The 23872-nt window shown below is 68.1% G+C and carries 23 protein-coding genes; 19 read left to right on the top strand and 4 right to left on the bottom strand.

What is annotated here, in order from left to right; all coding sequences use genetic code 11:
• The first annotated feature begins 233 nt into the window (after window positions 1-233).
• Genes ACGFW5_RS01120 through ACGFW5_RS01135 form a run of 4 tightly spaced genes read left to right on the top strand, consistent with a single transcriptional unit; the run spans window position 234 to window position 3608 of the window.
• On the top strand, window positions 234-593 hold the full coding sequence (locus ACGFW5_RS01120; protein ID WP_393832034.1) for a hypothetical protein: 360 nt from the start codon (window positions 234-236) through the stop codon (window positions 591-593).
• A gap of 5 nt (window positions 594-598) precedes the next feature.
• Complete coding sequence (locus tag ACGFW5_RS01125) at window positions 599-1900, top strand: radical SAM protein (RefSeq protein ID WP_393832035.1); 1302 nt, start codon at window positions 599-601, stop codon at window positions 1898-1900.
• Entirely contained in the window at window positions 1897-2802 is a 906-nt protein-coding gene (locus tag ACGFW5_RS01130; protein ID WP_393832036.1) for a radical SAM protein, read from the top strand. The genes ACGFW5_RS01125 and ACGFW5_RS01130 overlap by 4 nt, the downstream gene beginning before the upstream one ends.
• A 35-nt stretch (window positions 2803-2837) precedes the next feature.
• Window positions 2838-3608: a hypothetical protein gene (locus ACGFW5_RS01135; protein ID WP_393832037.1), complete on the top strand. Its 771-nt coding sequence runs from the start codon at window positions 2838-2840 to the stop codon at window positions 3606-3608.
• A 58-nt stretch (window positions 3609-3666) separates the two neighbouring features.
• On the opposite strand, the gene aspS is transcribed toward ACGFW5_RS01135, so the two are convergent.
• The gene (gene aspS / locus ACGFW5_RS01140; RefSeq protein ID WP_393832038.1) at window positions 3667-4977 is read right to left on the bottom strand and encodes an aspartate--tRNA(Asn) ligase; all 1311 of its coding nucleotides are present in this window, start codon (window positions 4975-4977) and stop codon (window positions 3667-3669) included.
• Between the two features lie 369 nt (window positions 4978-5346).
• On the opposite strand from aspS, the gene fxlM reads away from it, so the two are divergent.
• From fxlM to ACGFW5_RS01215, 15 genes are all read left to right on the top strand, one after another.
• Window positions 5347-6603: a methyltransferase, FxLD system gene (gene fxlM, locus ACGFW5_RS01145; protein WP_393832039.1), complete on the top strand. Its 1257-nt coding sequence runs from the start codon at window positions 5347-5349 to the stop codon at window positions 6601-6603.
• A gap of 440 nt (window positions 6604-7043) precedes the next feature.
• Window positions 7044-7238, top strand: coding sequence for a hypothetical protein (locus tag ACGFW5_RS01150; RefSeq protein ID WP_393832040.1), 195 nt, complete (start codon window positions 7044-7046; stop codon window positions 7236-7238).
• A gap of 219 nt (window positions 7239-7457) precedes the next feature.
• Entirely contained in the window at window positions 7458-8507 is a 1050-nt protein-coding gene (locus tag ACGFW5_RS01155; protein WP_393832041.1) for a hypothetical protein, read from the top strand.
• Window positions 8508-8535: 28 nt separating this feature from the next.
• Window positions 8536-10062 carry an amino acid permease gene (locus tag ACGFW5_RS01160; protein WP_393832042.1) on the top strand — a complete coding sequence of 509 codons (1527 nt, stop codon included), beginning with the start codon at window positions 8536-8538 and terminating at the stop codon, window positions 10060-10062.
• The gene (locus ACGFW5_RS01165) at window positions 10062-11498 is read left to right on the top strand and encodes a glutamine synthetase family protein (protein ID WP_393832043.1); all 1437 of its coding nucleotides are present in this window, start codon (window positions 10062-10064) and stop codon (window positions 11496-11498) included. Before ACGFW5_RS01160 ends, ACGFW5_RS01165 begins: the two co-directional genes overlap by 1 nt.
• A 187-nt stretch (window positions 11499-11685) precedes the next feature.
• Window positions 11686-12081, top strand: coding sequence for a hypothetical protein (locus ACGFW5_RS01170; protein ID WP_393832044.1), 396 nt, complete (start codon window positions 11686-11688; stop codon window positions 12079-12081).
• Between the two features lie 140 nt (window positions 12082-12221).
• Window positions 12222-13121 carry an aminoglycoside phosphotransferase family protein gene (locus ACGFW5_RS01175; RefSeq protein ID WP_393832343.1) on the top strand — a complete coding sequence of 300 codons (900 nt, stop codon included), beginning with the start codon at window positions 12222-12224 and terminating at the stop codon, window positions 13119-13121.
• Between the two features lie 58 nt (window positions 13122-13179).
• Window positions 13180-14904, top strand: coding sequence for an NUDIX domain-containing protein (locus ACGFW5_RS01180; protein WP_393832045.1), 1725 nt, complete (start codon window positions 13180-13182; stop codon window positions 14902-14904).
• Window positions 14905-15018: 114 nt separating this feature from the next.
• The gene (locus ACGFW5_RS01185; RefSeq protein ID WP_393832046.1) at window positions 15019-15987 is read left to right on the top strand and encodes an endonuclease/exonuclease/phosphatase family protein; all 969 of its coding nucleotides are present in this window, start codon (window positions 15019-15021) and stop codon (window positions 15985-15987) included.
• 1 nt (window position 15988) lies between these two features.
• Complete coding sequence (locus ACGFW5_RS01190; protein WP_393832047.1) at window positions 15989-16699, top strand: hypothetical protein; 711 nt, start codon at window positions 15989-15991, stop codon at window positions 16697-16699.
• Between the two features lie 82 nt (window positions 16700-16781).
• A complete protein-coding gene (locus ACGFW5_RS01195) occupies window positions 16782-16970 on the top strand; it encodes a hypothetical protein (protein ID WP_393832048.1) in 189 nt (62 codons plus the stop codon).
• Between the two features lie 81 nt (window positions 16971-17051).
• Window positions 17052-17717: a 2'-5' RNA ligase family protein gene (locus ACGFW5_RS01200; protein WP_393832049.1), complete on the top strand. Its 666-nt coding sequence runs from the start codon at window positions 17052-17054 to the stop codon at window positions 17715-17717.
• A gap of 82 nt (window positions 17718-17799) precedes the next feature.
• On the top strand, window positions 17800-18597 hold the full coding sequence (locus tag ACGFW5_RS01205; protein ID WP_393832050.1) for a tetratricopeptide repeat protein: 798 nt from the start codon (window positions 17800-17802) through the stop codon (window positions 18595-18597).
• Window positions 18598-18682: 85 nt separating this feature from the next.
• Complete coding sequence (locus ACGFW5_RS01210; RefSeq protein ID WP_393832051.1) at window positions 18683-20701, top strand: hypothetical protein; 2019 nt, start codon at window positions 18683-18685, stop codon at window positions 20699-20701.
• Window positions 20702-20885: 184 nt separating this feature from the next.
• Window positions 20886-21416, top strand: a complete 531-nt coding sequence (locus ACGFW5_RS01215; protein ID WP_393832052.1) for a hypothetical protein — start codon at window positions 20886-20888, stop codon at window positions 21414-21416.
• Window positions 21417-21459: 43 nt separating this feature from the next.
• Here the strand turns inward: ACGFW5_RS01215 and ACGFW5_RS01220 are convergent, their stop codons facing one another.
• The 3 genes from ACGFW5_RS01220 to ACGFW5_RS01230 form a co-directional block, all read right to left on the bottom strand.
• Window positions 21460-21705: a hypothetical protein gene (locus ACGFW5_RS01220; RefSeq protein ID WP_393832053.1), complete on the bottom strand. Its 246-nt coding sequence runs from the start codon at window positions 21703-21705 to the stop codon at window positions 21460-21462.
• 13 nt (window positions 21706-21718) lie between these two features.
• Entirely contained in the window at window positions 21719-21928 is a 210-nt protein-coding gene (locus tag ACGFW5_RS01225; protein ID WP_393832054.1) for an NUDIX domain-containing protein, read from the bottom strand.
• A gap of 190 nt (window positions 21929-22118) precedes the next feature.
• Window positions 22119-23825, bottom strand: coding sequence for a hypothetical protein (locus tag ACGFW5_RS01230; protein ID WP_393832055.1), 1707 nt, complete (start codon window positions 23823-23825; stop codon window positions 22119-22121).
• Between the last annotated feature and the right edge of the window lie 47 nt (window positions 23826-23872).

The raw sequence follows: 23872 nt of genomic DNA on the forward strand, positions 1-23872 counted from the left end.
CCCCGCGGCCATCTCAGCGAACAGCGCGAGGCTCTGACGCATGGGCCTGTGCAATGTCCGGTCGTCCGGCAGAACGTCCCGGGACGTCCCGCCGATGTCCGCCGCGGCGGTTACGGCGTCCCGGTCGTTGCCGCCACGCTCAAGCCGCCGAGCGGGACGGTGTGACCGTCCGGGCCAGGTGGGTGCAAGTAGTTGTGCCAGCACATCCAGCGAAGAGAAGAAGGGGATCTGTCATGCCGCAAGCCAGGCGAGAGAAGAAGGATCACTTGATCTACGCGGACGTCGTGGACTCCAAGTCCAAGGCGGGCGTGTGGATGGGTGAGCGTGCCTCCTTCCAGGAGAAGCAGGGCCGCATCATCGAGGCACTCAAGGAGCAGACGGACTGGGTTGAGCTGAAGGACGCGGTGATGGTCATCAGCGCCGACCCGGCCGGCATCACGGTCATCGCGCCGAACCCGTCGCTGCCCGGCGTGATCGTCCTCGCCGACGGTGGCTCTCCGGCCACGTCCGCGAAGCTCCAATCGGCTGCCGAGGAGCAGGTGCGCGCGGTCATGGGTGAACTCGGGATCGCCGAAGAGGAAGCGGCGGCCTGACCACCATGGCCGTCCCCCAAATGCTGTGGGGGAAGTACTTCCAGTACGAGCGGGACGGGGAAGCGGTTCTCCTCGACCCGGTCGGCCTGGACAGTGTGTTCATCGACTCCGGCGAGGTCCATGACCTCGCCGGGGTCCCCCCGACCGCGACCCATGAAGCCCTCGCAGGGCTCGGCTTCACCCCCGGCGGCCCTGTCGCCGACCGGCGTGAAGCACTCCATGACCGCCTTCGACTCCTCGGCCTCGATGCCGCCCCTCGCCGCATCAGCGGCCTGCGTGTGGTCCTGACCGATCGCTGCAATATGGCCTGCACCTACTGCTTCGTCGACACGAACTCCGGCAAGCCGGACATGACGAAGGAAGAACTCTCGGACGGGCTGGAGTTCCTGTTCCAGCAGAACGCCGGGCAGGACGAGGTGTCCATCCAGTGGTTCGGCGGCGAGCCGACCATCCGCTTCGACCTCATGCAGTACGGCGACCACCTCGCCGACACGTTCGCCGACCGGTACGACGTGGCCAGGGTGCGGCGCACGGTCGTCACCAACGGCGCCCGGCTGACGGACGAGGCCCTCGACCACTTTGTCGCCTACGAGTACGGGGTCGGCATTTCCATCGACGGCCCGCCGGGCATCAACTCCGCGAACCGGCTCCTGCTCGGCGGCCAGCCCGCCGACGACCGGATCCGCCGCAACGTCGCCCGATTCGTGGCGGCCGAGGGGCTGCACGTGGGCTGCAACCTCACGCCTACGGCCGCGAACATCGGACGCCTCGCTGAGACCGTTCAGTGGATCATCGACGACCTCGGGCTGAAGTTCATCTACGTCAACACGCCCATCCCGACCGCAGGCCGTTGGATGGTCAACGGGACGGATCTGGCTCGGGAGTTGTACGAGGCCCGCGTGGCTGCCCTGGGGCGGGGCGGCATGCTGTTCTCCGTCTTGGACCGCGCCTTCCAAGGGCTCGACACCCGCCGGCCGATGCTGTTCGACCACATGCAGGGCGACCGCAGCCTGAACGCCGCGCTCCTGCCCGGCAACCGGGTCAGCCTGTGCGACATCAACTTCACCGAGCCAACGTTCCTCCACACACTCGACCAACTGCGCGCCGACCCCGGCCTCCTGGCCGGCGTGGCGAAGAAGGTCGCCCCAGTACCCGAGTGCGGCACCTGCCCGGCGCTCGCCATCTGCGGCGGGCCGTCCCGCAACGAACAAGCCCTCATCGGCGGCGGCACCCCGGACCCCGAGATGTGCGCGTTCTACACGAGCACCGTGGAAATCGCGGTGTGGGACAACACGGGGGTGCAATGAGCACCCCCGTGCGTACGGCGCTGATCTCCACGGCCGGGCACTGCAAGGTGGCCTGCGGGTTCTGCTTCCGCGCCGACCGAGCCCACGGCTTCCTGGACACCGCGACCTACACCCGCACCCTGTCGCGGCTGAAGGAGACGGGCGTGGAGGGGGTGTGCCTGACCGGTGGCGAACCGACCCATCACCCGGAGCTCCCGCAACTCGTCCGGCTGGCCAATCAGTTCGGCATGTCGGTGTCGATGGTGACGTCAGCCCGCACCGCGGCCGAGAGCCTCGCCCTCTCCCAGGTCGCGCACCTGCTGGCCAACGTGACCGTTTCCGCCGACTCGCAGGGCGCCATGCTGATAGGGCGCACCACCCGCACAGCGGCCTCGGGCATCAGCACCCTGCGCGCCATCAGCACCGAGACGAAGATCCTGCACATCACCTGCTGGAACCTGACCGACGGGGAGTGCCAGGACCTGGCCGACCTCGTGGCCGCAGCAGGGGTAGAGGTCCAGTTCAGCCCCGTTGTCCTCGACGAACGCACCCTGAGCCGCGACGGCAAGTCGGTCCAGGACTACCTGGCACAGCAGCAGCTCGACGCTGACCTGCTGGACCGGCACTTCAATCTGTCTGACCGTTATCGGGCCTACCTCGGCGAACTGCGGGCCCTGCAACTGCCCGGGGCCGGTGGTGAACGGTGGTCATGCCGTTCGGCGACCGCGTACGTCTCCGCCGACGGTCACATCAGGCGCTGCCCCTACGGCCGTGCATCAGTCAGCGCCCATGCTCCTCGCTCCGAAATCAGGCAGTTCCTGACCTCTGCCCCACAGGACCAGGTGACTCCGGACTGCGCCGCCATCTGCCGCACCGCTGCCACGTCCGACAACCGCAGTACGACGTGCCCCGCCCCCGTGTGAAGGCAGCTGACACCCACGACCCGATGGACCCCTCAATGAAGATCACAACTCCCGACGACTTTACCCAGCGGTGGCGGCAGCCGCCGAACTTCCCCTTGGAGATCCCGTTCGACTACACGTTCCTGGCCGCCGTCGACGTCCTCGACCACGTGCGTCGGGACGAGGAGGTCCGGTTCACGATCCTCGGGGACGACGACTGGCAGGTGCGCATGGACCGGACTGCCACGTTCCGCACCGCACCGATCGAGGAGATCGTCACTTGGCCGTTCCGGCTGGTGCACTTCAACCTTGGCCGCTTCTACAACGGCCTCCTGGGCAGTTTCCAGGAGGAGGTAATGATCCCCTGGCGCACGCATCTGGCCGCCCGAGGCTTCACCTGGCAGCGCCTGGCACCGATCCTGTTCCTCTCAACCAAGGGCGCCTCATCGACGTACCACAACGACAACTCGCACGGCCTGGTCTGGCAGGTCGATGGCGTCAAGACCTTCCACAGCTACCTCGACCCCGACAAACACCTGTCGGCCGACGCGGCGGTCATCGGTGAGACCACCAGCGAGGACCCGCCGGCGCACGATGAGGCCGACCGCCAGTCCGTCATCATGCGCCCCGGCGACCAGCTGTGGAGCCACGCCCTGACCCCGCACTGGGTCACCGCCCAATCACCGCTCGCCATGAGCGTCACCCTTTCCCACGGCGGCCTGTGCCACCAAGGCCGCTTCAGCGAGCGGGAGTTGGCGCTGCGAGCCTACTGGGACAAGAACCCCGATGAGGCGTGGACGCATGACCTGCGCAATGTCCGCTACTGAGACCGCGTCCCACGACACGAGGTGCTCGCCCGTGTCGTGGGACGCAGTCAACGCCCGGTTACGGGGTGAGCCGGTTCGGCCCGCGGAACAGGAACGTAGCCTCGCGGATCGAGTCCAGGCCGAGCATCACCATCAGCACCCGGCCGAGCCCCATGCCGAGTCCGCCGTGCGGCGGGCACCCGTACCGGAATGCGTTCAGGTAGTCCTGCAGCGGCTCCGGACTCATGCCCTTCTCGGCGGCCTGCTTCAGCAGCACGTCGTACCGGTGCTCACGCTGGGCGCCGGTGGTGACCTCCAGCCCCTTCCACAGCAGATCGAAGCTCAAGGTCACGGCCGGGTCGCCAGCGGGCCGCATGTGATAGAAGGGCCGGATGCCCACCGGGTAGTGCGTGATGAACACGAACTCGTGCCCGGTGGCCTCCTTGATGTGCGCCGAGATACTCCGCTCACCCTCCGGGTCCAGGTCCTCCTTGACGCCCTCCGGGTCCCAGCCGCCCTTGCGCAGAATCTCGTGCGCCTCGGCCATGGTGATGCGGGGGAACGGCGTCGCGGGGACGGTGACCTCGACCGCGAAGTGCTCGGCGATCGCCTCACCGTGCGCTTCGGCGACCTTGCTGATCGCGTGCGCGAGCATCTGCTCTTCGAAGACCATCACGTCCTCGACACTGTCGATCCAGGCCAGCTCCACATCGACGCCCGTGAACTCGGTGGCGTGCCGGGAGGTGAACGACGGCTCGGCACGGAAGACCGGACCGATCTCGAAGACCTTGTCGATCCCAGCCGAGATCGCCATCTGCTTGTAGAACTGCGGCGACTGCGCCAGGTAGGCGGAGCGGTCGAAGTAGCCGAGCTTGAAGACCTCCGCCCCGGACTCCGAGGCAGTGCCCATGAGCTTGGGGGTGTGCATCTCCGTGGCACCCTGCGCATACGCGTACTCACGCATGCCCTGCTCCAGGGTGGTCTGCACAGCGAACAGCAACTGAGTGGCAGGACGGCGTCGTACGTCCAGGAAGCGCCAGTCCAGTCGCTGCTCCAGGTTGGTGTGCTCGTCGATCGGCAGCGGCGTAGCGGCCAGGTTCAGGACCTCCACCTGCTCGGGGACGATCTCCAGGCCGCCGAGCTTGACTTGGGCGGCGTCGACGACACGACCGGTAATGCGGACGGCGGATTCGGCGGTGAGGGCTTCGAGCTGGGCTTCCAGCGGCCCGTCGTCTCGCTGGTGGGTCACCTGCACCATGCCGGTGCTGTCCCGCACGATGACGAACTGCATCTTGCGCTGCAAGCGGAGGGTGTTTACCCACCCGCAGACGGTAACGGTACGGCCGACGTGTTCTCGCAGGTCAGAGATGTGTACGCGGCTGTGGATCATTTCGGTCCTCCGAAGGACGTCGTCATGATCCCTTGGGAGTGCGGGCGAGAAGGGCAACTCGCGGTGCCACCGCACTTTCACCGCCACTATGTGACGGCCTCATTCGGGCCCAGTGACGGGGGCCAGCCGGCGGGGCATTGGACCCGGGGTGGGGGTCTTTCCTCCCCGCGCTCGGGAGGGTCTTCGCCTTGGGGTGCGAGACCGCCTTCACAGCTTCCGGCAGCTCTCTTGGCTCGCGTGATCCCTGGGCTACTCGTCTCCGTCAACGCGTTGCTCAGCAGCATACGGAGTGCACTACCGCGGGGCAATCAAGAACGGCAGAAACAAGTAGGACGTGCCCCTTCTGCCCGAACGCGAGGAGCAATCCCGGTGAATCCCACACTCCATGACGAGGCAAACCGACTTCGTCAAGCCCTGATCGACCAGCTGATCACGGAAGGGTGGATCAGGGATCCGGCGATCGAGGACGCGTTCCGGTGCGTCCCGCGCCATCGCTTCATGCCCGAGGCCACTTTGGAAGCCGCCTACCGCGATGCTCAGGTGATCACGAAGAGGGACGCGGACGGCAGCAGCACCAGCGCCGTATCAGCGCCGTGGCTTCAAGCCCACATGCTCGCCGAGGCGGCTCTCAGGCCCGGCCAAACCGTCATCGAGATCGGCTCCGGCGGCTGCAATGCGGCCTATATGGCGGAACTCGTCGGCTCCCGCGGCCGCATCGTCACGGTCGACATCGATCCCTTCGTCACCGACCGGGCCGCGCGGTTCCTGGTCGACACCGGATACAAGGGCGTATCCGTCGTTCTAGGCGACGGCGGGCAAGGGACCTGGGAGGTCCCCCACGGTCAGGTCGACGCGATCATCGTTACTGTCGAAGCACACGACATCCCGCCAGTCTGGATCGACCATCTCGCCGAAGGCGGACGGCTCGTGGTGCCGTTACGCATCCACGGCTATACCTGGGTGATCGGCTTCGAAAAACAGCAGGGTCTCCTCGTCAGCCGCTCCCTCAAGGTCTGCCAGTTCGTGCCCATGCAAGGGGCTGGAGCCCACAATGACGTCACGAGCGAGCTGCGCGGTGGTGAAATCCGGATCCGTTTCGCCGAGGGTCAGCCAGCCCGCACCAGCGGTCTAGAAGAGGCTCTGCGGATGCCTCGTCACGAGCGGTGGACCGGCATCACCATCCCCGGCACGTCCTCGGCCGACAGGCTGCTGTTGTGGCTTGCCACCACGCTCGGCGGATTCTGCCGCCTTAGTGTGGACCCGAACCCGGAGACGGGCCCCGTCGCCCGCCGCGAGGGATGGGATGCCGCCGCGATTGTCCGAGACTCCTCCCTCGCCTATCTCCTCAGCCGCAACGTCCACACGGATACAGCCGGAGCCACCACCCGTGAGTTCGGTGTCCATGCCTTCGGTCCACGCGCCGCCTCGCTCGCCCAGGACATGGCGCAACAGATCGTCTCCTGGGACCGCAACTTACGTAGCAGCAGCGGTCCTCTGATCGCAGTGCACTCCACGACGGGTCTCGGTCCAGCGCCTCTCACCGGACGAGTCCTGGCAAAGCCGCACGCGCGACTGGTCTTTGATTGGGCCTCACGCACAGTCTGCGCCGGCGATGGCTACCCATGAAGCGGACGGAACCAGCCTGCAGGTCTCAGGCAGGATGGGCGACTCAGCAAGGGGCGGTTCTGCCACAACTGCGACCTCGGGCGCGTGGTTGAGGACCCACGACACGCTTCACCGAAGCGGTGGGCGTCAGCTACTTCCATTGCTCAGCAACGAGGAGGACGCCTCTGCTCGCTGGGACGTCCTGGGACGTCCCAGCGATGTCCGGGCGGGCGGTTACGGCGTCCTGGCTTCAGGAGCGAAGCTCATGTCTCGCCCGGGGGCGTGATGCCTTAACGCCATTCATTTTCATGTCAGCTCGTCACCAAACCTGACCACAGAGGGATCGATGCGAGGGAGTCCCGATGCATTTCCGAAGTACACCGCAGCCAACCCTTCCTTGATCCGCAGACCCGCATTGAAGCGCAGACTGTGTCGCCGTTGGCCTGCCGGAGCCGTGCGTCATGGCGATTAGCATCTCCGCGGTTGTCCTTCTGGCGACCATTGTGTTCCTGCTCATCAGAAACGGCGGACTCAAGGGTGGTCATGCCGCCGCGTGCATCCTGCTCGGGTTCTACCTGGCCAGTTCATCGATCGCGCCCACGATCAGCCGTCTCACCATGAGCCTCGCCAATGTGATTGGCGGAATCAAGTTCTGATTTCCAGGATCGCCCTCAGCGCGGAACTGCCTCGACCGCGCGCCAGGTTCCCCGCCCCTCGCCTTCGAATCCTTAGCCAAGGACTCCAATGACTTGCCTGACCATTGCTCCGCATGACCCCGGCATCCCACAGCCTGAACTGGTCATGGGCATGGCCGCCCCGTGGAGATGTCCTGTGACGAGCCGAGAGTTGTCGACTCGGCGTGACGGGCTCGGCTGATGCGGGGCGATTCCGGACAGCTGCGCGAGTTCACACCGATCTATCATCCCGCCGGTTTTGACGCAGAGCTGCGGGGTGCCCTGGAGGATGTACAGGCCCGACGTTGGCGGGCGATGAGAGAACTGTTGGCGCACACGGGCGCCGACTGGGCACTGAGAACATCACGTACGCAGGTCCTCGCTGCCGCAGCCGGCCGCTCGGATGTCATCGAGGCATGGCTTCGCGAGGAACCTCACAACCCGGACGCGCTGCTGATGCTGGCCCGGGTGTCCGTGGAACGGACCCTCCAGGCACATCGGAGCGGTCACCCTGGAACGCCCGCGTTGCTCCAGGAAGCGCAGCAGGCGTGCGACTTGGCGATCAAGGGGTCGTCGTCAGCTGATCCGGTTCCGTGGATCGCTCTGCTGGCGCTGGCGCAGGCGGATGCACGGTTGGAGTATCCGTGGAACTGGCGGACTCCCTGGGAGCCGATGCTGCCAGCGGGCCCCTGGGGCTTGCTTCGCGCGGTTCACGAACGTGACTGGGGAAACCGTGAGGCTTACCACCGGATGCACCAGTTCTTGTATGCGTGCCCCCACACGTCGAACGCGGATGCGCTCGGGTTCGCCCAGTGGGTGACCTCCTGGGCGCCGGAAGGTTCACCGCTGCGGATCCTTCCGCTGTACTCGTGGACGGAGAACTACCGGCGCCACCGCGAGGACGGCACTGCGGACCCGCTGTCGCATCGCCAGTGGTCGAGGGAGCCGGTGATCTGGGACGTTCATCGAGCCTTCAAGGGCTGGACGGCTGATTCTGGACCGGGCACCTCGGTCGGGGATCTCAATTACCTGGCGCACGCGTTGTGGGCGGCGCACCAGTACGTCGACGCGGCGAAGGTGTTCCGTGCCCTGGACCGCTACGCCACCCGGCTGCCCTGGGCGTACGTCACTGACAACCCGGCCAGTGCGGGGCTCGCTGTCCGTGAGTTCGTACGGGCCCGCTCCGAATGTCTCAGTCCCGCCCGATCTCACACCGCCGGCGGCACTGGCCGCCGTCCCCGTCCTGCATGACTTCTCAACTCGCCTTGGAGGCACTTCGATGTCCTTTACGAACCGGCCATTACAGGGCCCGCAGCACGATGATGAACGGCTGCGCGACCTCGGGTACAAGCCGGTCCTGACGCGCCGGATGAGCGGCTTCGGGAATGCCGCGATCTCCTTCTCCGTGATCTCTGTCCTGTCGGGCTGCATGACCATGTACGGGTTCGGCCTGGTGACCGGCGGCCCGGCGGTGATGCTGTGGGGCTGGGTGATCGTCGGGTTCATGGTGCTGTTCGTCGGCGCCGGGCTGGCCGAGGTCACCAGCGCCTACCCGACGTCCGGTGCCTTGTACTTCATGGCGGACAGACTCGGCGGCAAGAAGGCCGGCTGGTACACCGGCTGGTTGAACCTGTTGGGGCTGCTGGGTGCCATCGCGGGTATCGATTACGGCGCCGCTGCCTTCACCGGGGCGTTCTTGAACTTGCAGTTCGGCTTCGAACCCACGCCGCAGAAGACCATCGTGATCTTCCTGGTGATCCTCGCCCTGCATGCCGTCCTGAACCTGTTCGGTGTCCGCCTGGTTTCCGTCCTGAACTCGGTCTCCGTGTGGTGGCACCTGGCGGGGGTGGCCGTCATCGTCACGGCCCTGACGATCGTGCCCTCCCATCACCAGTCCGCCCGCTTCGTGTTCACCACGTTCGTCAACGACACCGGCTGGTCGGCCCACTGGTACGTGGTGCTGATCGGCTTGCTGCTGGCGCAGTACACGTTCAGCGGCTACGACGCCTCCGCCCACCTGTCGGAGGAGACCACCAACGCCTCCGTTGCGGCGCCGCGCGGCATCATGCGCGCCATCACCTGGTCATGGGCTGCGGGCTTCGTCCTGCTGGTCGGCCTGACCTTCGCCATCCGCGACTACGCGGGCGTACAGGCAAGTTCAACTGGTGTGCCGCCGGCACAGATCTTCCTCGACGCGCTGGGTCCGGCAGGAGCGAAGGCGCTGCTGCTGGTCGTGATCATCGCGCAGCTGTTCTGCGGGAACGCGGAGACAGCCGCCTGCTCGCGGATGGTGTTCGCGTTCTCCCGTGACGGCGCGCTGCCCGGTTCGCACCTGTGGCGCAAGGTCGATGCGCGCACCGGCACACCTCGCGCTGCGGTGTGGCTGTCGGTCACGGTCGCCGCGGTCCTCGCGCTGCCGTCTCTCTACAGTCCCACCGCGTACAACGCGGTCGTCGCGATCAACGTCATCGGGATCACCCCCGCCTATGCAATCCCCATCTACCTGCGCATCCGCAATCGGAACTCCTTCGCCCCCGGTCCGTGGAACCTGGGCCGCTGGGGTGTTCCGGTCGGCGTGGTCGCGGTGGCCTGGGTGGCGTTCGTAACGGTTCTGTTCTGCCTGCCCCAGACCCGGCCCGAGACCGGCGGATGGGTCTCCGTGGACACCTTCAACTACGCCCCCATCGCCCTGGTAGCCGTGCTGGCACTGGCCACCGTGTGGTGGCGGATCGCCGGACGCGACTACGAGATACCGGCCGTGGCCGCCGATACCGAGATGGCCAAGATCCAGGACGGGGTCGTCTGATGACCGCCACGCCTCCCTCCTTCAAGAAACTCCCCCGCCTCACCACGCCGTCCGTACAATCGATCCAAGATCCGTCATCGGCCCAGCAGCTTCCCAAGGGGAGACTCGGTCTCGACGAACTGCGGAGCGCAGTCAAGGCTGGTTGGGTCGACACGGTGGTCCTCGCGCTGCCGAACCTTCAAGGTCAGCTGAAGGGCAAACGCTATGGAGCCCGGCACTTCATCGACCGGGTCGCCAACGGCAGCGCGGAGATGTGCAAGTACATCCTCGCCACCGACATCGACATGACTCCCGTCGACGGCTTCGACCTCACATCCTGGGAGACCGGCTACGAGGACGTAGCTGTCGTGCCGGACCTCGCGTCCCTGCGCATGGTGCCGTGGCTGCCCCGAACCGCGCTCGTCCTCGGAGATGCATTCGGCCCGAACGGGCAGCCGGTCGACGTAGCCCCGCGGCAGATCCTGCGCGACCAGCTCACCCAGCTCGCCGCTCACGGCCTGCACGCCCAGGTGGGTCTGGAGACCGAGTTCGTCCTCTACCGCGGGGCCTATACGAAGGCCATGCGCGTCGGGGCCGGGGGGCTGCGGCCAACGTCCGAGGACAACCTGGACTATGCCCTCGATCATTCCCCGGCGATGGACCGGTACTTCCGCCGTCTTCAGAGCGCACTGTCGAGGGCCGGGATGCCGGTGGAAGCGATCAAGACGGAAGGCGCCTCGGGGCAGGTGGAGATCACCTTCCCCTACGGCGGGGCCCTGTCCGCCTGCGACCGGCATCTCGTGTTCAAGCATGCGGTGCGCGCGCTGGCGGGAATGACCGCGACGTTCATGGCAGCCCCAGAAACCGGTGTCGCCAGCGGCCTGCACGTACACATCTCCCTGACCCGCAGCGGCAACGCGATGCTCCCCACGCCAGATGGGCAGCTGTCGCTGATGGGGAAGCAGGCGGTCGCCGGGCTGCTATCCGCGCTGCCGGGCCTGGCCCCGCTGTACGCGCCGAATGTCAACTCCTACAAGCGGTACATGCCCGGCTCGTTCGCCCCCACCCGCATGACATGGGGCTTCGACAACCGCACGTGTGCGGTGCGGGTGGTCGGCCACGGCGATGGGCTGCACCTCGAAGTGCGCCTTGCCGGCGCTGATGCGAACCCGTATAACGCTGTGTCTGCCGTGGTCGCATCCATCACCCACGGACTGGACAAGAGTCCCGACTTGCCGCCGGCCTGCCCCTCCAATGCGTACGAATCAGCGGACGCGGTCTCGGTGCCGGTCACCCTCGACCGGGCGCGCTCCGCGTTCCGCCACAGTCCCATCGCCCGGGCCGCCTTCGGGGTGGACGTGGTGGAGCACTTCGCCCGCCTCGCGCAGATCGAACTCGACCACCACCGCACCGTCGTCACCGACGCCGAGCAGGAGCGCTGGTTCACCCGCGCCTGACCCGCACGCCTCGCCCCTGGCCGGGCGCGACGCTTTCTGCTCTCGGCCGGGGTGGTACGACCCCTCCCCGCTTCGAAGCGGAATTCGTCACCTCATGAAAGGTCACTCCGCCATGCCCGCCCGGCCAACAGACAGGATGCTTCCAACTCCCGCTCAGATAAGGGTCATCGCCAAGATGGCCGAGGGAATGAGCACGGCCAAGGCGGCCGTCGAGCTGTCCCGGGCGGTCGGCACGGTCAGCGCCGCGCTGACGAGCGCCCACCGGCGCATTGGGGTACGTCACCGGCACGCTCTCGTCCACGCCTGCTACGTCCTCGACCTGGTCCCGCGGCCCGATACCGCGCCGCCCCCGGGCGGCACCGATGCCGATGAGGTCCAGATCCTCTGGCGGCTGGCGCTCGACGACACCTACCTGCAGATCACCCACAACTGCGGCCTGTCGTCGCTCGACATCATGAAGCAGAAGATCCACGCCCTGCGCTCACGCTGGGGCGCCCAGAACGATCCCCACCTGATCACACTCGGCTGGCGCTACGGCGTGCTCAACACCTCGCGCGGCACGGGCGGCCACCACATCACATGACCTGGCCGAGGCACGTTGTCAGTGCCGCCTGGCACGCTACACGCCCACGCGGGCACCATCCGTGTCCGCGTGATCACGACGAGTGTTGACGCTGGTTTCGCAAAGCCGTACAGGAAGAAGGAAGTACGACTGTGACCGACATGCCCGAGGCGATGGTCCGCCTGGTGACCTCGGTGAGCGGAACGTTCCGCGTGGTCGCCGATCACTCCTCGCCGGGGATCGGCCGACCCCGCACCTGGGAGGTCGAGGACCGGCACGGCTGTAAGTGGTTCGCTAAGCACAACCCCGGCCCCAAGCTGTTCCGGCGTGAGGTGGCGGCCTACGAGTCGGGCTGGGCCGCATCTCTGGGACCGGGCCGGGCTCCACTGCTGGCTGCCCACGACATGGATGCCCAGGGCCTCGTGGTCACGGCCGTCCCCGGCCGCCCGGTGCGCGGACAGCGGCTGACGGCCGAGCAGGAGCGCGAGGTCTACCGCCAGGCCGGGCAGCTCCTCGCCCGCCTCGCCGCCGCCCCTGCCCACGGCCAGCTTCCTGTGTCCAGCACGGTCGACTGGGATGCGGAGGTGGAGCAGATGCTCCGCTCTGCCCGGTTGTATGCGACACCGGAAGACCTGAAGGTCCTGCGCGCCCTGACCTGCGAGCGGCCCGCCGACCTGCCGGCGGTGGTGTCGCACGGCGACTTCATGCCGCGGAACTGGCTGTGGGATCCCGCCGAACAGGTGCTGCGGATCATCGACTTCGAGCGGGCGGACATCCGGCCCTCCGCCCAGCGCGATCTGCCCCGCCTCTCCTACCGCATCCTCTATGGCCGCCCCGATCTTGAGGCGTCGTTCTTTCATGGCCTCGGCCGGAAGCTTTGCGAGGCCGAACGGCACGCAGTCACCATGTACGGGGCGCTGGATGCGATGAGCCTGCTGCGCTACGGCCTGGAGCACCAAGACCTCGCCTCGGTGGACGAGGCCCACACCATGCTCCGTAATCTGCACACCGAGCACCTCCGGGCCGCGACCGGGGGTGGGGCCGGTGGGCGGCGTGGCTAACGCGGTGTGGCCCCGTCGAGGAAGCACCGGCCGTGGGGGTCCACCCGTGCACGGGCCGGTGAACAGAGGTGTCTGCGGGCTGGCCGACGATCCCGGGTTCCAGGCCACGCACTTCGTGGTGATCGACTTCGAGGGAACCACCCCGAAGGGGTATTCGCCGGAGCCGATCGAGGTCGCCGCCCTCGGGCTTCGCCATGTGCCGGGACGGGGTCCGGTGGCCAGCGGCTTCTCCTTCGAGGCGTTCATCAATCCGCCCCCGCACGCGCCCCTCACCGCTGCGGATACCGCGCAGACCGGCATCATCGCCAGCGACCTGGCCGGCGCCCTGCCCGCCCAAACGGTCCTGGGGTCTCTGGACGAGGGGCTGCCTGGAGCGCCGGTGCTGCTGGTGGCCCACCACGCGCCGGTCGAGGCGGGCATTCTCTTCCGCTACCGCGCCTCCTGCCCCCGCCTCGCCCATATTCCGGTCATGGACACCCGGCTCCTCGCCCGGCACGTCTTGCCCGGCCTTTCCTCGTACAGCCTCGATGCGTTCCTCGGCCACGAGGACATTGCGCAGCCGCCCCGTCGGCACCGGGCGATGGATGACGTCACGGTCACCGCCGCGCTCTTCAACCGCCTGTTGACGAGGACCGCCGCCCTCCCTCGTGCGATCTCCAGCCTCGACGACCTCGTGCGCGTGGCCGCCAGAACACCCCGGGCGGCCCAGCTCACCCAACTCGAATTCTCCTGGACGTTCTTGGAGCCCGCCGTGCAGACCCGCTACTCCTTGCCATTAGCTTCGTCCACTTCGAACGGCATCATGACGCGCTCGCCGGTCCTGCGCGTGACCGCGCTGGCGATGGACGCGAAGGGGCGGATCGGGCTCCTGGAACGCGAGGGAGCCGCGACCCTACTGGGCGGTGTCGTGTGTGGTGGAGAGAGCCCCGAGGCGGCACTGGCCCGGCACCTGACGGCGCAGTTCGGCGCACCGATTCCGGTCGGCCGCCTGCTGGCCGTCGACTCGCTTCCGGCCGCCGAGGACGAGCCGGACACCGTGGTGCACCTGCACTTCGCCGGTCCCCTCACCACTCTCCCGGTCACGCCCCGCTGGACGGCTTCGGGCAGGGTCCGGTGGGAGGCTCCCGAGATCGCCACCCATCTGCTTGCTCCGCACCTGGCCGGGCAGGTACGGGCGGCGATGGCCGCCTGGTGGGCGGGGTCCGTGGCCCACTTGGTCGCAGGGATCGTCCAGCCGGGCTCGGCCGTCGGGCTCTCCCCCGTTGAGCGCGCCTCGCTGGAGGAGGCGAATGCCTTGGATCCGGCGTCCTACCGGGCGGTCCGCCCGAAGGTGATCTGCGCCGCCACCGTGCTACTCACCGACTCGGCCCATCGGGTGCTGCTGGTCCAGCCCGCCTACCACGCGGATAATCGGTGGCAGTTGCCCGGCGGCGGTATCGACAGCGACGCCGGTGAGAGTCCGCGCACGGCCGCCCGCCGCGAACTACGCGAAGAGCTCGGCTTGAATTTGCCGTTGGGCCGTCTGCTTGCCGTGAACTGGGCGAACGGCACCCCACACCCGAGCCGGGTCGGCTTCACCTTCAGCGGCCCGGTGCTCGGCGAGTCCGATCTCGCCCGCATCCGCATCCCTCCAAGGGAGATCCGGGCCTGGCAGATGGTCGCCGAAGACGAACTGGTTCACCTGGTCGAGGCCCCACTGCGGGAGCGGGTCGCCGCGTGCATGACGGCGTGGCGGCACGGCAGCGGACCGCTGGAACTGCACGACGGCACCCTCTGGCCATGACCGGCCACTCCGAACCCTTCGCCGCAGCATCAGGAGGAGTGGTGCACGCGCAGGCAACACCTTGTCCCACCCCCAACCCGCCGCCCATGAAACCCCGTTCGGGAGATGAAGAAAATGACTGTGTCCACCGTACGACTCGCCAACCTCAACACGTACAAGCTCCGCCTGGCTGACCGAGGGACAGCCGCCTGGCGGGCCCGAGTCCAAACGGTCCGGGAGATCGCGCCTGATGTCCTGGCATTGCAGGAGATCGTCGTCGACGAAGCCCGTACGGGCAAAGACCGGTGGGAAGAAGTGGCGGCCCGCACGGTCCGCGCGTTCGCGGCGGACTGCCAGCTGACCGCCGAGGTCGAGGAAACGGCCGGATACCTGGACGGCATCGCGATGGCCTCCAACAGCCACCGGCCCTGGTTCACCGCGCTCGTATGGAACCCCGCAACCGTCACCTACGTTCCCGAAAGCTACCGGCCGTACGGGGCACCAGACTTCTGGCACGGAGTGACCACCGCGAGCTTCAGCCTCGGCACCGGTGATCCACTCACGGTGATCTCCTATCACGGCGACCCCTTCCGTCCGGACTTCCGGGCCAACGAGGCACTGCGTCTGAAGGGCATCTGCCGCACCGTCGGCGGCGTCAAGAAGTCGGTCGTCCTCGGCGACTTCAACGCCCTTTCGGCGGCGGTCCTTTCGGATCAGAGTGGGCAGGAGCGGTACTACGATCCCGAGTGTTACCGCGACCAGGACCACGACGACCTCGAATACCAGGTGATCCCCGAGACCATCGGGGGCGAGCAGCTGGCCGACCGCCGTCAGACCCGGGCACTGCTGCGTGGCGGTTTCATGGTCGATGCGGCTGCCCATCTGGGAGCGCCGTGGGAGGCGACGGTCGGACACTGGGAGAACGGCAAGGGTGACCCAGATCCGTGGGGCGAGCGCAGGATCGACCTCGTCCTCGCGAGCCGTCCTGTCGCCCCGGCGTTGGTCTCCTACCAGACCCACCGCAGCGTGGCCGCTCGGGCCGCCTCGGACCACCTTCCCATCTCAGTAGGCATTTCGACCGAGATGCTCACCGAGGAGGTTTGACATGCACCAATTCATGGACTCGAACCGGCTGTGGGCGGCCAAGGACAGCCCGGCACAGGAGTGGATCCGGCCTCACGTGCTATGGCTGCCACAGGACCAACCCCACGTTGTGGCCTACCTCCACGAGATCGCCGAGGTGGTCACCCCGTACGCGGATATCGTGGCGCCGGTCGCGGAGGCGGAGTGGCACTGGACCATCCAGGCCGCCCGCGCGCACGCTGCCGACGGCCGGCGCATCGACGGCGACCGGATGGAAGCCGCCGCGAAGCACCTCCAGGAGCAGCTCGACACGGTGGCCCCATTCGAGATCTATCTCGGTCCGGCCGCTGCCAGCCGTTCGGCAGTCATCACCCGGATCGTGCCGGTCTGCGAGGCGGCGGTGCCGGATCCGGCGACTGGCCTCAGCCGGCAGGTCCGGGCTGGACTGTCCGCCGCCGGCCTGGGCATGGCTGCGGCGTCCGAGTCCCATTGGGGCCACCTCACCTCTGCCTATGGACGAGTTGACACCTCTAGCCGGCAGTTAGGAGACCGCTCGGACCGCCTCGCCTCCGCTTTGGTGCACCGAGTGCGGCGTCACCTCACCGTCACCGTCGACTCCGTGTGGCTGGTGTGGGAACGCCAGCATCCGCGCGAGGCCCGGTACAGCTTCGAACGAGTCCGCCAAGTCCACCTCGGCGGCATACCCGGCGTACGGGATCGGACCCTGTCGTGACCGCCGCACCCGCCCCGTATACCCCTCGACCAGTCCCGGGAAGACCGGGTCACGCCTCCTCGCACCGGCGTAGGGGGGAACGGTGACACACAATCCGAACTGCCCTCTGTGCCTGGCCGGAGCGCACGCCGCCGGTCACCCGCTGCCGGAAGATCCCGAGCCTGATGAGCCCCTGGCGCCGACGGCCGTCCTTCTCTTCACGCTGGCCGTCCTGTTGATCGTCGCAGCGTGGGGCGGCCTCATGTGGCTGCTGGTGCAAGCCGCCGGCTGACCGCCGGACCGCCCCAGGAACCTCGCACGAACATGCAAAGCCCCCTGTCCGGAGCTGCTGATCACTGTGCTGGAGCCCTTCATGAAACGATTCGAACCACGTCTGCCCGGCCGCCCCGTCGACGGTCTGCCGGTGGGGACGGCGCTGTCAGCCCTGCACATCTACGCCGTCCCCAACCTGGCCCTCGACACCGGCCTGGGAACGCTGGTTGAGGCATGCCGCCGTGCGATGAAGCCGTTCCCGATCCTGGCGCTGCGCGATGACCTGCTCCATATCACTCTGGAGATGGTCGCGGACTCTGCATCAGAGGCGGTCAGTTCCGCGGAACGCGCCGACCTCATCGCAGCCCTGGAGACCTCGCTCGCCGACATTCCGTCGTTCACGGTCCTCGCCGGGTCACCCGTCGCGAACAAGTCCGGGGTCTTTCTGGACTGCTGGCCCGACGACAATCTCAACTCGCTCCAGCAAACGGTCCGTTCAGCGGTCCGGAAGGTGCGCGGCCCCGGCGCCGTCATCTACTCAGTCGGCCGGCCCCACTGCGGGCTGGGCTACAGCTACGCGGAAGCCGACTCGGATCCGTTGCAGTCGGCGCTGCGTGCCATCAGCCCCAGCCACGCCGAGTTCACAGTGAACCGCGTCGTGCTCGTGGACGTCACCTTCACCCTCATCGAGACGCCCCTCACGCCGGCCTGGGACTTCACTTTCACCCCCCTCCACACCATCGCGCTGATCCCCGCTACGCCGTGACGCAACGCCCCCAGGCGCCCGTATCAGCCCGCCCCGTGCCGGCACCGCCGTGCCCGCATCTGCCGCCTTCAAGGAGCATGCCGTGACCACCGTCCTGAGTCCTGCTGATCAGCTCGTCTCGGCCCGCTGCGCCCTGGACGCCGGGATCTTCGACGAGGCCGCCGCCCTGTACGAACAGGCCCTCACCCGACAGGAGAGCGATCCCTGCGCCGACGTACTGAACGTCGAAGAGACCCGGTTCGATCTGGCGATGTGCCGCTACGGGCAGCAGCGGTACGCCGACAGCGCGGCGCTGCTGCGCCAGGTCCTGGCCATACGCAAGGAAGCCGCCGGGCCCTTCCATCCGCTGGTGATCACCGCCCAGGCCCGCCTGGTCGAGGCTCTGGGCGAGCAGGGCCGCTGGGAGGAAGCTTCCCCGCTCGCGTTGGAGACTGTCGCACTCGGCGAAGCGATCGGGCACGATCACGAGGCCGCCGTTGCGGCCCGGCTCACCCAGGCATGGTGCTGGGCCCGACTGGAGCAGTGGGAGGCTGCGGCCCGCCTGATCGTGCACGTCATGTATGACCTGGCCACCCTGCACGGCTGGGAGCACCCACAGACGCTCTCTGCCCGCCACCTGCAGGTGACCGTTGCGCGGAGCAGGAAGCGATGGGAGCAGGCCGAGGTACGGGCTCGGGAAGTCCTCATCCTCCGCGAACAGGTCCTGGGCACCGACCATCCGCACACCGTGATGCTCCGTGCCGACCTCACCGAGTTCCTTCAAGCCGCCGGCCACCCGGAGGCACCCACGTTCACCGCCGCCACGCTTCCGCTGTGCGAGAAGATCCTGAGCGCTCAGCACCGGCGCACCATCCCGTCCGAGCCGCGCACAACGCCCTGACCACCGGAACCTGACACACAGCCCCCTTTGGTGTGTGCGTGACCAACAGTGTGGCCGGGTCGGCGGGCCTGGCCTTGGAGGTGTGATGGAGAGCGGTACGGAGCAGCTGCTGGGCAGCCGCTATCGGCTCCCTTCGCCGGGTACCCGCGCGGACGGCCCGGTCTGCGGGCCGGGTTTCGACACCTACAGCGAGCAGCCGGTCATGCTCTACGAGGTGCTGCTACCCGACTTCGTGGACGCCGAGTTTCTCGGCAACGACCCGCTCACCCCCCTACCTGGCGCCGCCCAGGGGGCGGACGGGGCGGATGCCGTCGCGGAGCAAGCCACGGAGGCCGTGCGGGCGGCCATGCGTCTGCCGGATCATCCCCGGCTGGAGCAGGTCTTCGACGTCCTGGTGGCCGACGGGTCACTATGGGTCGTCAGTGAACGGGTCGAGGCCCGTCCGCTGTCTGCCGTGCTCGCCGAGGGGCCGCTCGGTGCTTTCCGAGCGGCCGAGATCGGCGCCGATGTCCTGGACGGGATGCGCGTGCTGCACCGATCAGGCTGGGCTCACGGCAACGTCACCGTCCGGACCGTACTGATCTGTGACGACGGGCGGGCCATCCTGACCGGTCTTGCCACGGGTCTGGCCCAGGACACCCTGTGCGGTTACACCCGCGTCCCTGCCCCGACGGACACCGGGGATGATGCTGTCGAGCCGCGCGCGCCCCGGCCCGTCCCGGACGCCGCTGTCACGCCCAGGATCGACGCGCCCCGGAGCCCGGCAAACGCGGCGACCAGTCGGCCGCTGGCCGGGATGGCTGCCGAGGCTCTGCGCGCCGACGCCCTGCGCCACACCGTCCGGGCTGCCCCTGCATCACCCAGCCCACCCACTGCCCCGACTCCGACACCGGCGCCGGGGACAGCCAGTGTCCGGGGGCCCGCTACCGCCGTCGCCGCCGAACGGGCCCGCCAGGCCCGCATCGCCGCGATCGGCGCGGTCACCGATCGGTGGGCACCCGAACAAGCCGCCCCCATCGGCACAACGTGGCTGCTGTACCCGCCTGTCTCGCCCGCCACCGATCTGTGGGCGCTTGGCGCGCTGTTGCTCCGTATCGTCCAGGGCCATGCTCCCTACCCGGAACAGGACGTGGCCGAGCTGGTCAAGTCGGTGTGCACCGAGCCGCCCGTCTTCGACGCGCACTACGGACCGTTGCGCCCGGTGATCGAATCGCTGCTGCGCCCCGATCCCGCCGAGCGGTGCGACGGCGAGGAACTCGCCATCTGGCTGGACTCCTTACTCCGCACCGCCCCCGAACCAGCCCCACCGTCCGAACCCGCTGATCCGGTTCCTGCCGCTCGGCTGCTGCCCGTCCTGCGCCGCCGCGGCGAACTGGTCCTCATCCAGCGCACCCCGGCGGCGCAGGCACCCGGTAGGCACCGAAAGTCACACCCGCCGCGGTGGCTCGGGCGCATCGTGCTGCCGGCCGTGATTGCGGCACTGTCCGCCATCACCGTCTACGCGACACAGACCGGCACCGGGCAGGGCCATCCACGGCCGTCGACAGCCAGCAGCGCACCACCGTCCCGTGCAGCGGGTCAGAGCCCGCCCCTGCCTCGTTCATCTGCATCCCGTGTGCCTGGCACTTCCTCGTCTGAGGCACCTGGCGTTCCGGCAGGTTTCTCGCGCCAGCAGGACGCGGCAGGCTTCCAGCTCATCGTCCCTACAGGCTGGATACGCCAGCCGGTGACACCCTCCCGCCAAATCCGCTACGCCCACGGTGAGTTCACACTGCTCGTTGTCGCCGGCCGCGATCGTGCCCCCGGCCAGGGGGACGACCCGCTCGCCTATCAGGCCGGCGAACCTGAGCTGGCCGACTGCCGCAGCGATCCCCGTGCCACGGCCACCGGGGTCCAGCAGATCACTATTGGAGCGAATCAGCCCGTGGCTGTGGCCCAGTACACCTGCGCCGGGGCCGAAGGGGCCGCACAGTACATCCGCAACCGCGTGACGATCGTCGACGGCCGCTTCCACATCCTCCTCGTTACCGGTCCCGCAGCGCAGCGAGACCGCGTCTCCGCCGCCTTCGACCAGGCTGCCCGCAGTTACCGGAGCGCGCGCTGACCCGTCGCGCACGGTCGATGACGGTGCAACCACCTGGTTCCCCGCACGTGACCAGGTGGGGCGGATCATGCCGCGCTATCTCTATGGTCTTGTGTTCCAGTGGGTTCTTCGGAGCTGTTTGACCTGGCAAGGCCAGCGGGCCGTACTCTGAGGCCCGGGTTACGTGCTGAACAGGGTGGGCCAGATGCGGCGACAGGGATGCCAGGCTGAGGCGTTGCCGAGCGCGGCCTACAAGCTCCAGTGGGTAATCGGCACCAACGCGGGCTACAGCGCGTGGACAGCCGCCTGGCAGGAAACCAGCCACCGAGGACCGCACCAGTGGCGCGGCCCGGAGGCGTTGCGGGTGATTGCCGGGCCGCTGCTCTCCCAAGCGGACCGGTTGACCGGCGCCATCCATGCCGTCCTGAAACTGGCCCCCGAGCCGGCGCTCGCGGACATCCTTCATCAGACCCAGGGCGCGCTGAGGCCGCTCCTCCCTCTCCAGACCGGTTGGATGGCAGTGCTGAAGAGCGAGGCTGCGCGCGCGGCTGGGACGCCGCGGCACGCGCACCGGCTCGCCATCGACCTCGATTTCGGTGGGCTCCTCCTGGAGCACTGGGAGCACGAGGAGGAGGCCGTCAGCCTGGTAATCGCCGTGATGCCGCTGCTCGAACGGCTCTGCCAGGCGCTCACCCCCCTTTCGGGGGCGGACCTCACCGACCTCACCGCACTCTGAAATCCTCCGGTCCGCCAGCCCGGGCACCAGCGTGGCAGCGTAGTCAGCCGGCCAGATCGCCCTGCTGTGGGGCAGCGGGCGGGGGCGGCTGGCCCGTCCACCGCGCGAGGTGGGCGAGGAGGAGTGCGCTGACGCTGCCCGCGTCGGTGATGCTGCCCGATTGCACGGCGTCCACGGCCTGGTCCAGCGGCCACCGCACGACCCTCATCCCTACTTCCGTGGGCTCGCGCTCGTGTTCGCCGGGACGCAGTCCCGTGGCGAGGACGAGGTGGGTGCGTGCCGCCGTCATCCCGGGGAGCGGGTCAATGACGCCCAGCAACTGGAGGGCGGAGGCGCTCAGTCCGGTCTCCTCCCTCCAGTTCCCGTCGGGCAGCGGTAAGTGGGGTCTGGCCGCCGGTGCCGCCGCCGGGCAGGTGCAGGACGCGGCCCCGCTGGAGGTAGAACGCGTCTTCGACGAGCACGACCTGGCCGTCTTTGTCGAGCGCGACCACGCGCACGGTGTCGTCGACCATGACATGCTCATAGGTTCCGGTGCTGCCGTCCGGTCTCACCACCGCATCACGGTGCAGCTCGACGAACGCACCCCGATGGATGATCCCAGTGTCCGTTCGAGTCCAGCTCCCCACGCTAATGCACCCCGCCTCTCCCCCACGTCAGGGGCCGAAACCGGCACCGGGTCCCGCCTAGCTCAAATGCTTCATCTCAGAGTGCCGCGGGCGTGTCGGTCAGCAGCCAGAGCGTTGTCTCGGAGAGCACGTTCGGCTCCGGCGGCCACGGCGCGGGCAGTTTGCGTCCGGTCAGCGCCCCGGCGTCCTGCAATTCAGCCCCCGGGTTACAGATACTGGCCAGCAGCCCGGTGAACAGGCCAAGGGCGTAGGCATGTTCGACGTACAGCGCTTCATCGGCGGGATGGGTTTCCGTGCCGTTTTGGACCGCGGCGTGGTCGTAATACGACTGCGTGATCTTCACTGCATTGAGGAGGTCGCTTCCGGTGAGGAAGACGGTGAGCTTGGTGATGTCCTCGATCATGTGGTTCGGCTCACCGTAGTTGGAGATGAGCACGAGTTCGGCGTCCACGGTGCCGTGGTCCCCGACCTCGTCGAGGAATGCCAGAATCAGGTGGACGGTGCCGTTGTCGTCGATGACCAGTCCCACCCCGGGGGCGGGCATCGTCTCGGTCAGTTCTGCGGGGACACGGTCGCTGGCCGTGGCCGATAGCGGAAGGGTGGTCAAGACACTGTGGCGGCCTCCGCTGCGCCAAGCCCCCAGCGCGGCGATCCGAGGACCGTCCCACGAGGCTTGTTCGATGGGGGCGTTGTACATATTCATCAGCCACGCGGATACGCGGATGCTCGGCATCCAGCACCACGGCTGCCACTGCGATCCCTCGCTCGCACGCAATTCTTCCAGGGCCTCGAAGATTCCGGGGTACCGCTGGGTGACCTGCATCTCCAGGCGGTGCCAGTGGTCGGCCGCTTCGCGGTAAACGTGGGCGAGGCGTCGGTGGGCGGCGTCGAGCTGGTGGTCGAGGGCTGGGTCGAACACCCCGTGATCGGCCCTTCGTGGGGTGGCGGCGAGCTCCGGCTCAGGCTCGAAGACATTGGCCTCGCTCAGCTCAGCCATCTTTCGAGCGGCGCGTTCGGTGATGCCCCGGCGGGCGGTGTCGTCTCCGCTGGTGGTGGCGACTTGGACGCCGCGCTTCTTGGCCTTCTGCTCCCTCAGTGCCTGCGTGAGGGTGGCCTGGGGCCGTTCCTCGCGCAGCGTGGTGCTGTCCGCGGTGAGGGCGTACCAGGCGGCCACCACGCTGCGCAGCGGGACCGCCGAGTAGATCAGCCCGGAGGGCAGTTGCTTCTGGTGTAGGCGGGTGTCGAAGAGCGGGAGGAAGGACAGGTGGAGGTCGAAGTCCGGCACGATCGGGATCACTCGGCCCCGGGCGGCGGCGTCCTTCTCCTGCTCGTCCTCGCGCATCGAGGCCCACCACGTCAGGTGCACTCCCGGGGAGAAGCCCTCCATGGGCGGGCCCCAGGTGACCGCGACCACCGGCTCCCCCGAGAGGGTATGCGCAAGCGGCTCGCCGGCGGAGAAGACGAGCATGCCCGACGGTGCGGGCAGTACGTCCGGGGTGAACGGGAGCGGGGCCGACTGGTCCTGGCCGACCTCGCGGGCTGCCCGCACAAGGTCGGCGGCCATCGCGAACGTCGTGCCCTCCGCGACCCGCTTCCCCTCCGCGGCGAGCACCCCCTCGATCTGACGAGAGCGGGGCAGAGCCGACCACGCGGCCGGCATCACGAAGGTGTGCCCGTGGTCGGCGAGCATGCCGTAGAACTCGCGCGCCAGCGGGGCACGCAAGAAAGCAAGAGTCCTGGAGCGAAGGCTGGCGGCCAGGTCAGCAAGGGGATGCGTAGCCATGCCGCAACCCTAGAGGCCACCGCAGCGCCCTGCGCCCCTGGGCGAGA

It is taken from the genome of Streptomyces sp. NPDC048416, from assembly GCF_043200435.1.
Taxonomy (GTDB): domain Bacteria; phylum Actinomycetota; class Actinomycetes; order Streptomycetales; family Streptomycetaceae; genus Streptomyces.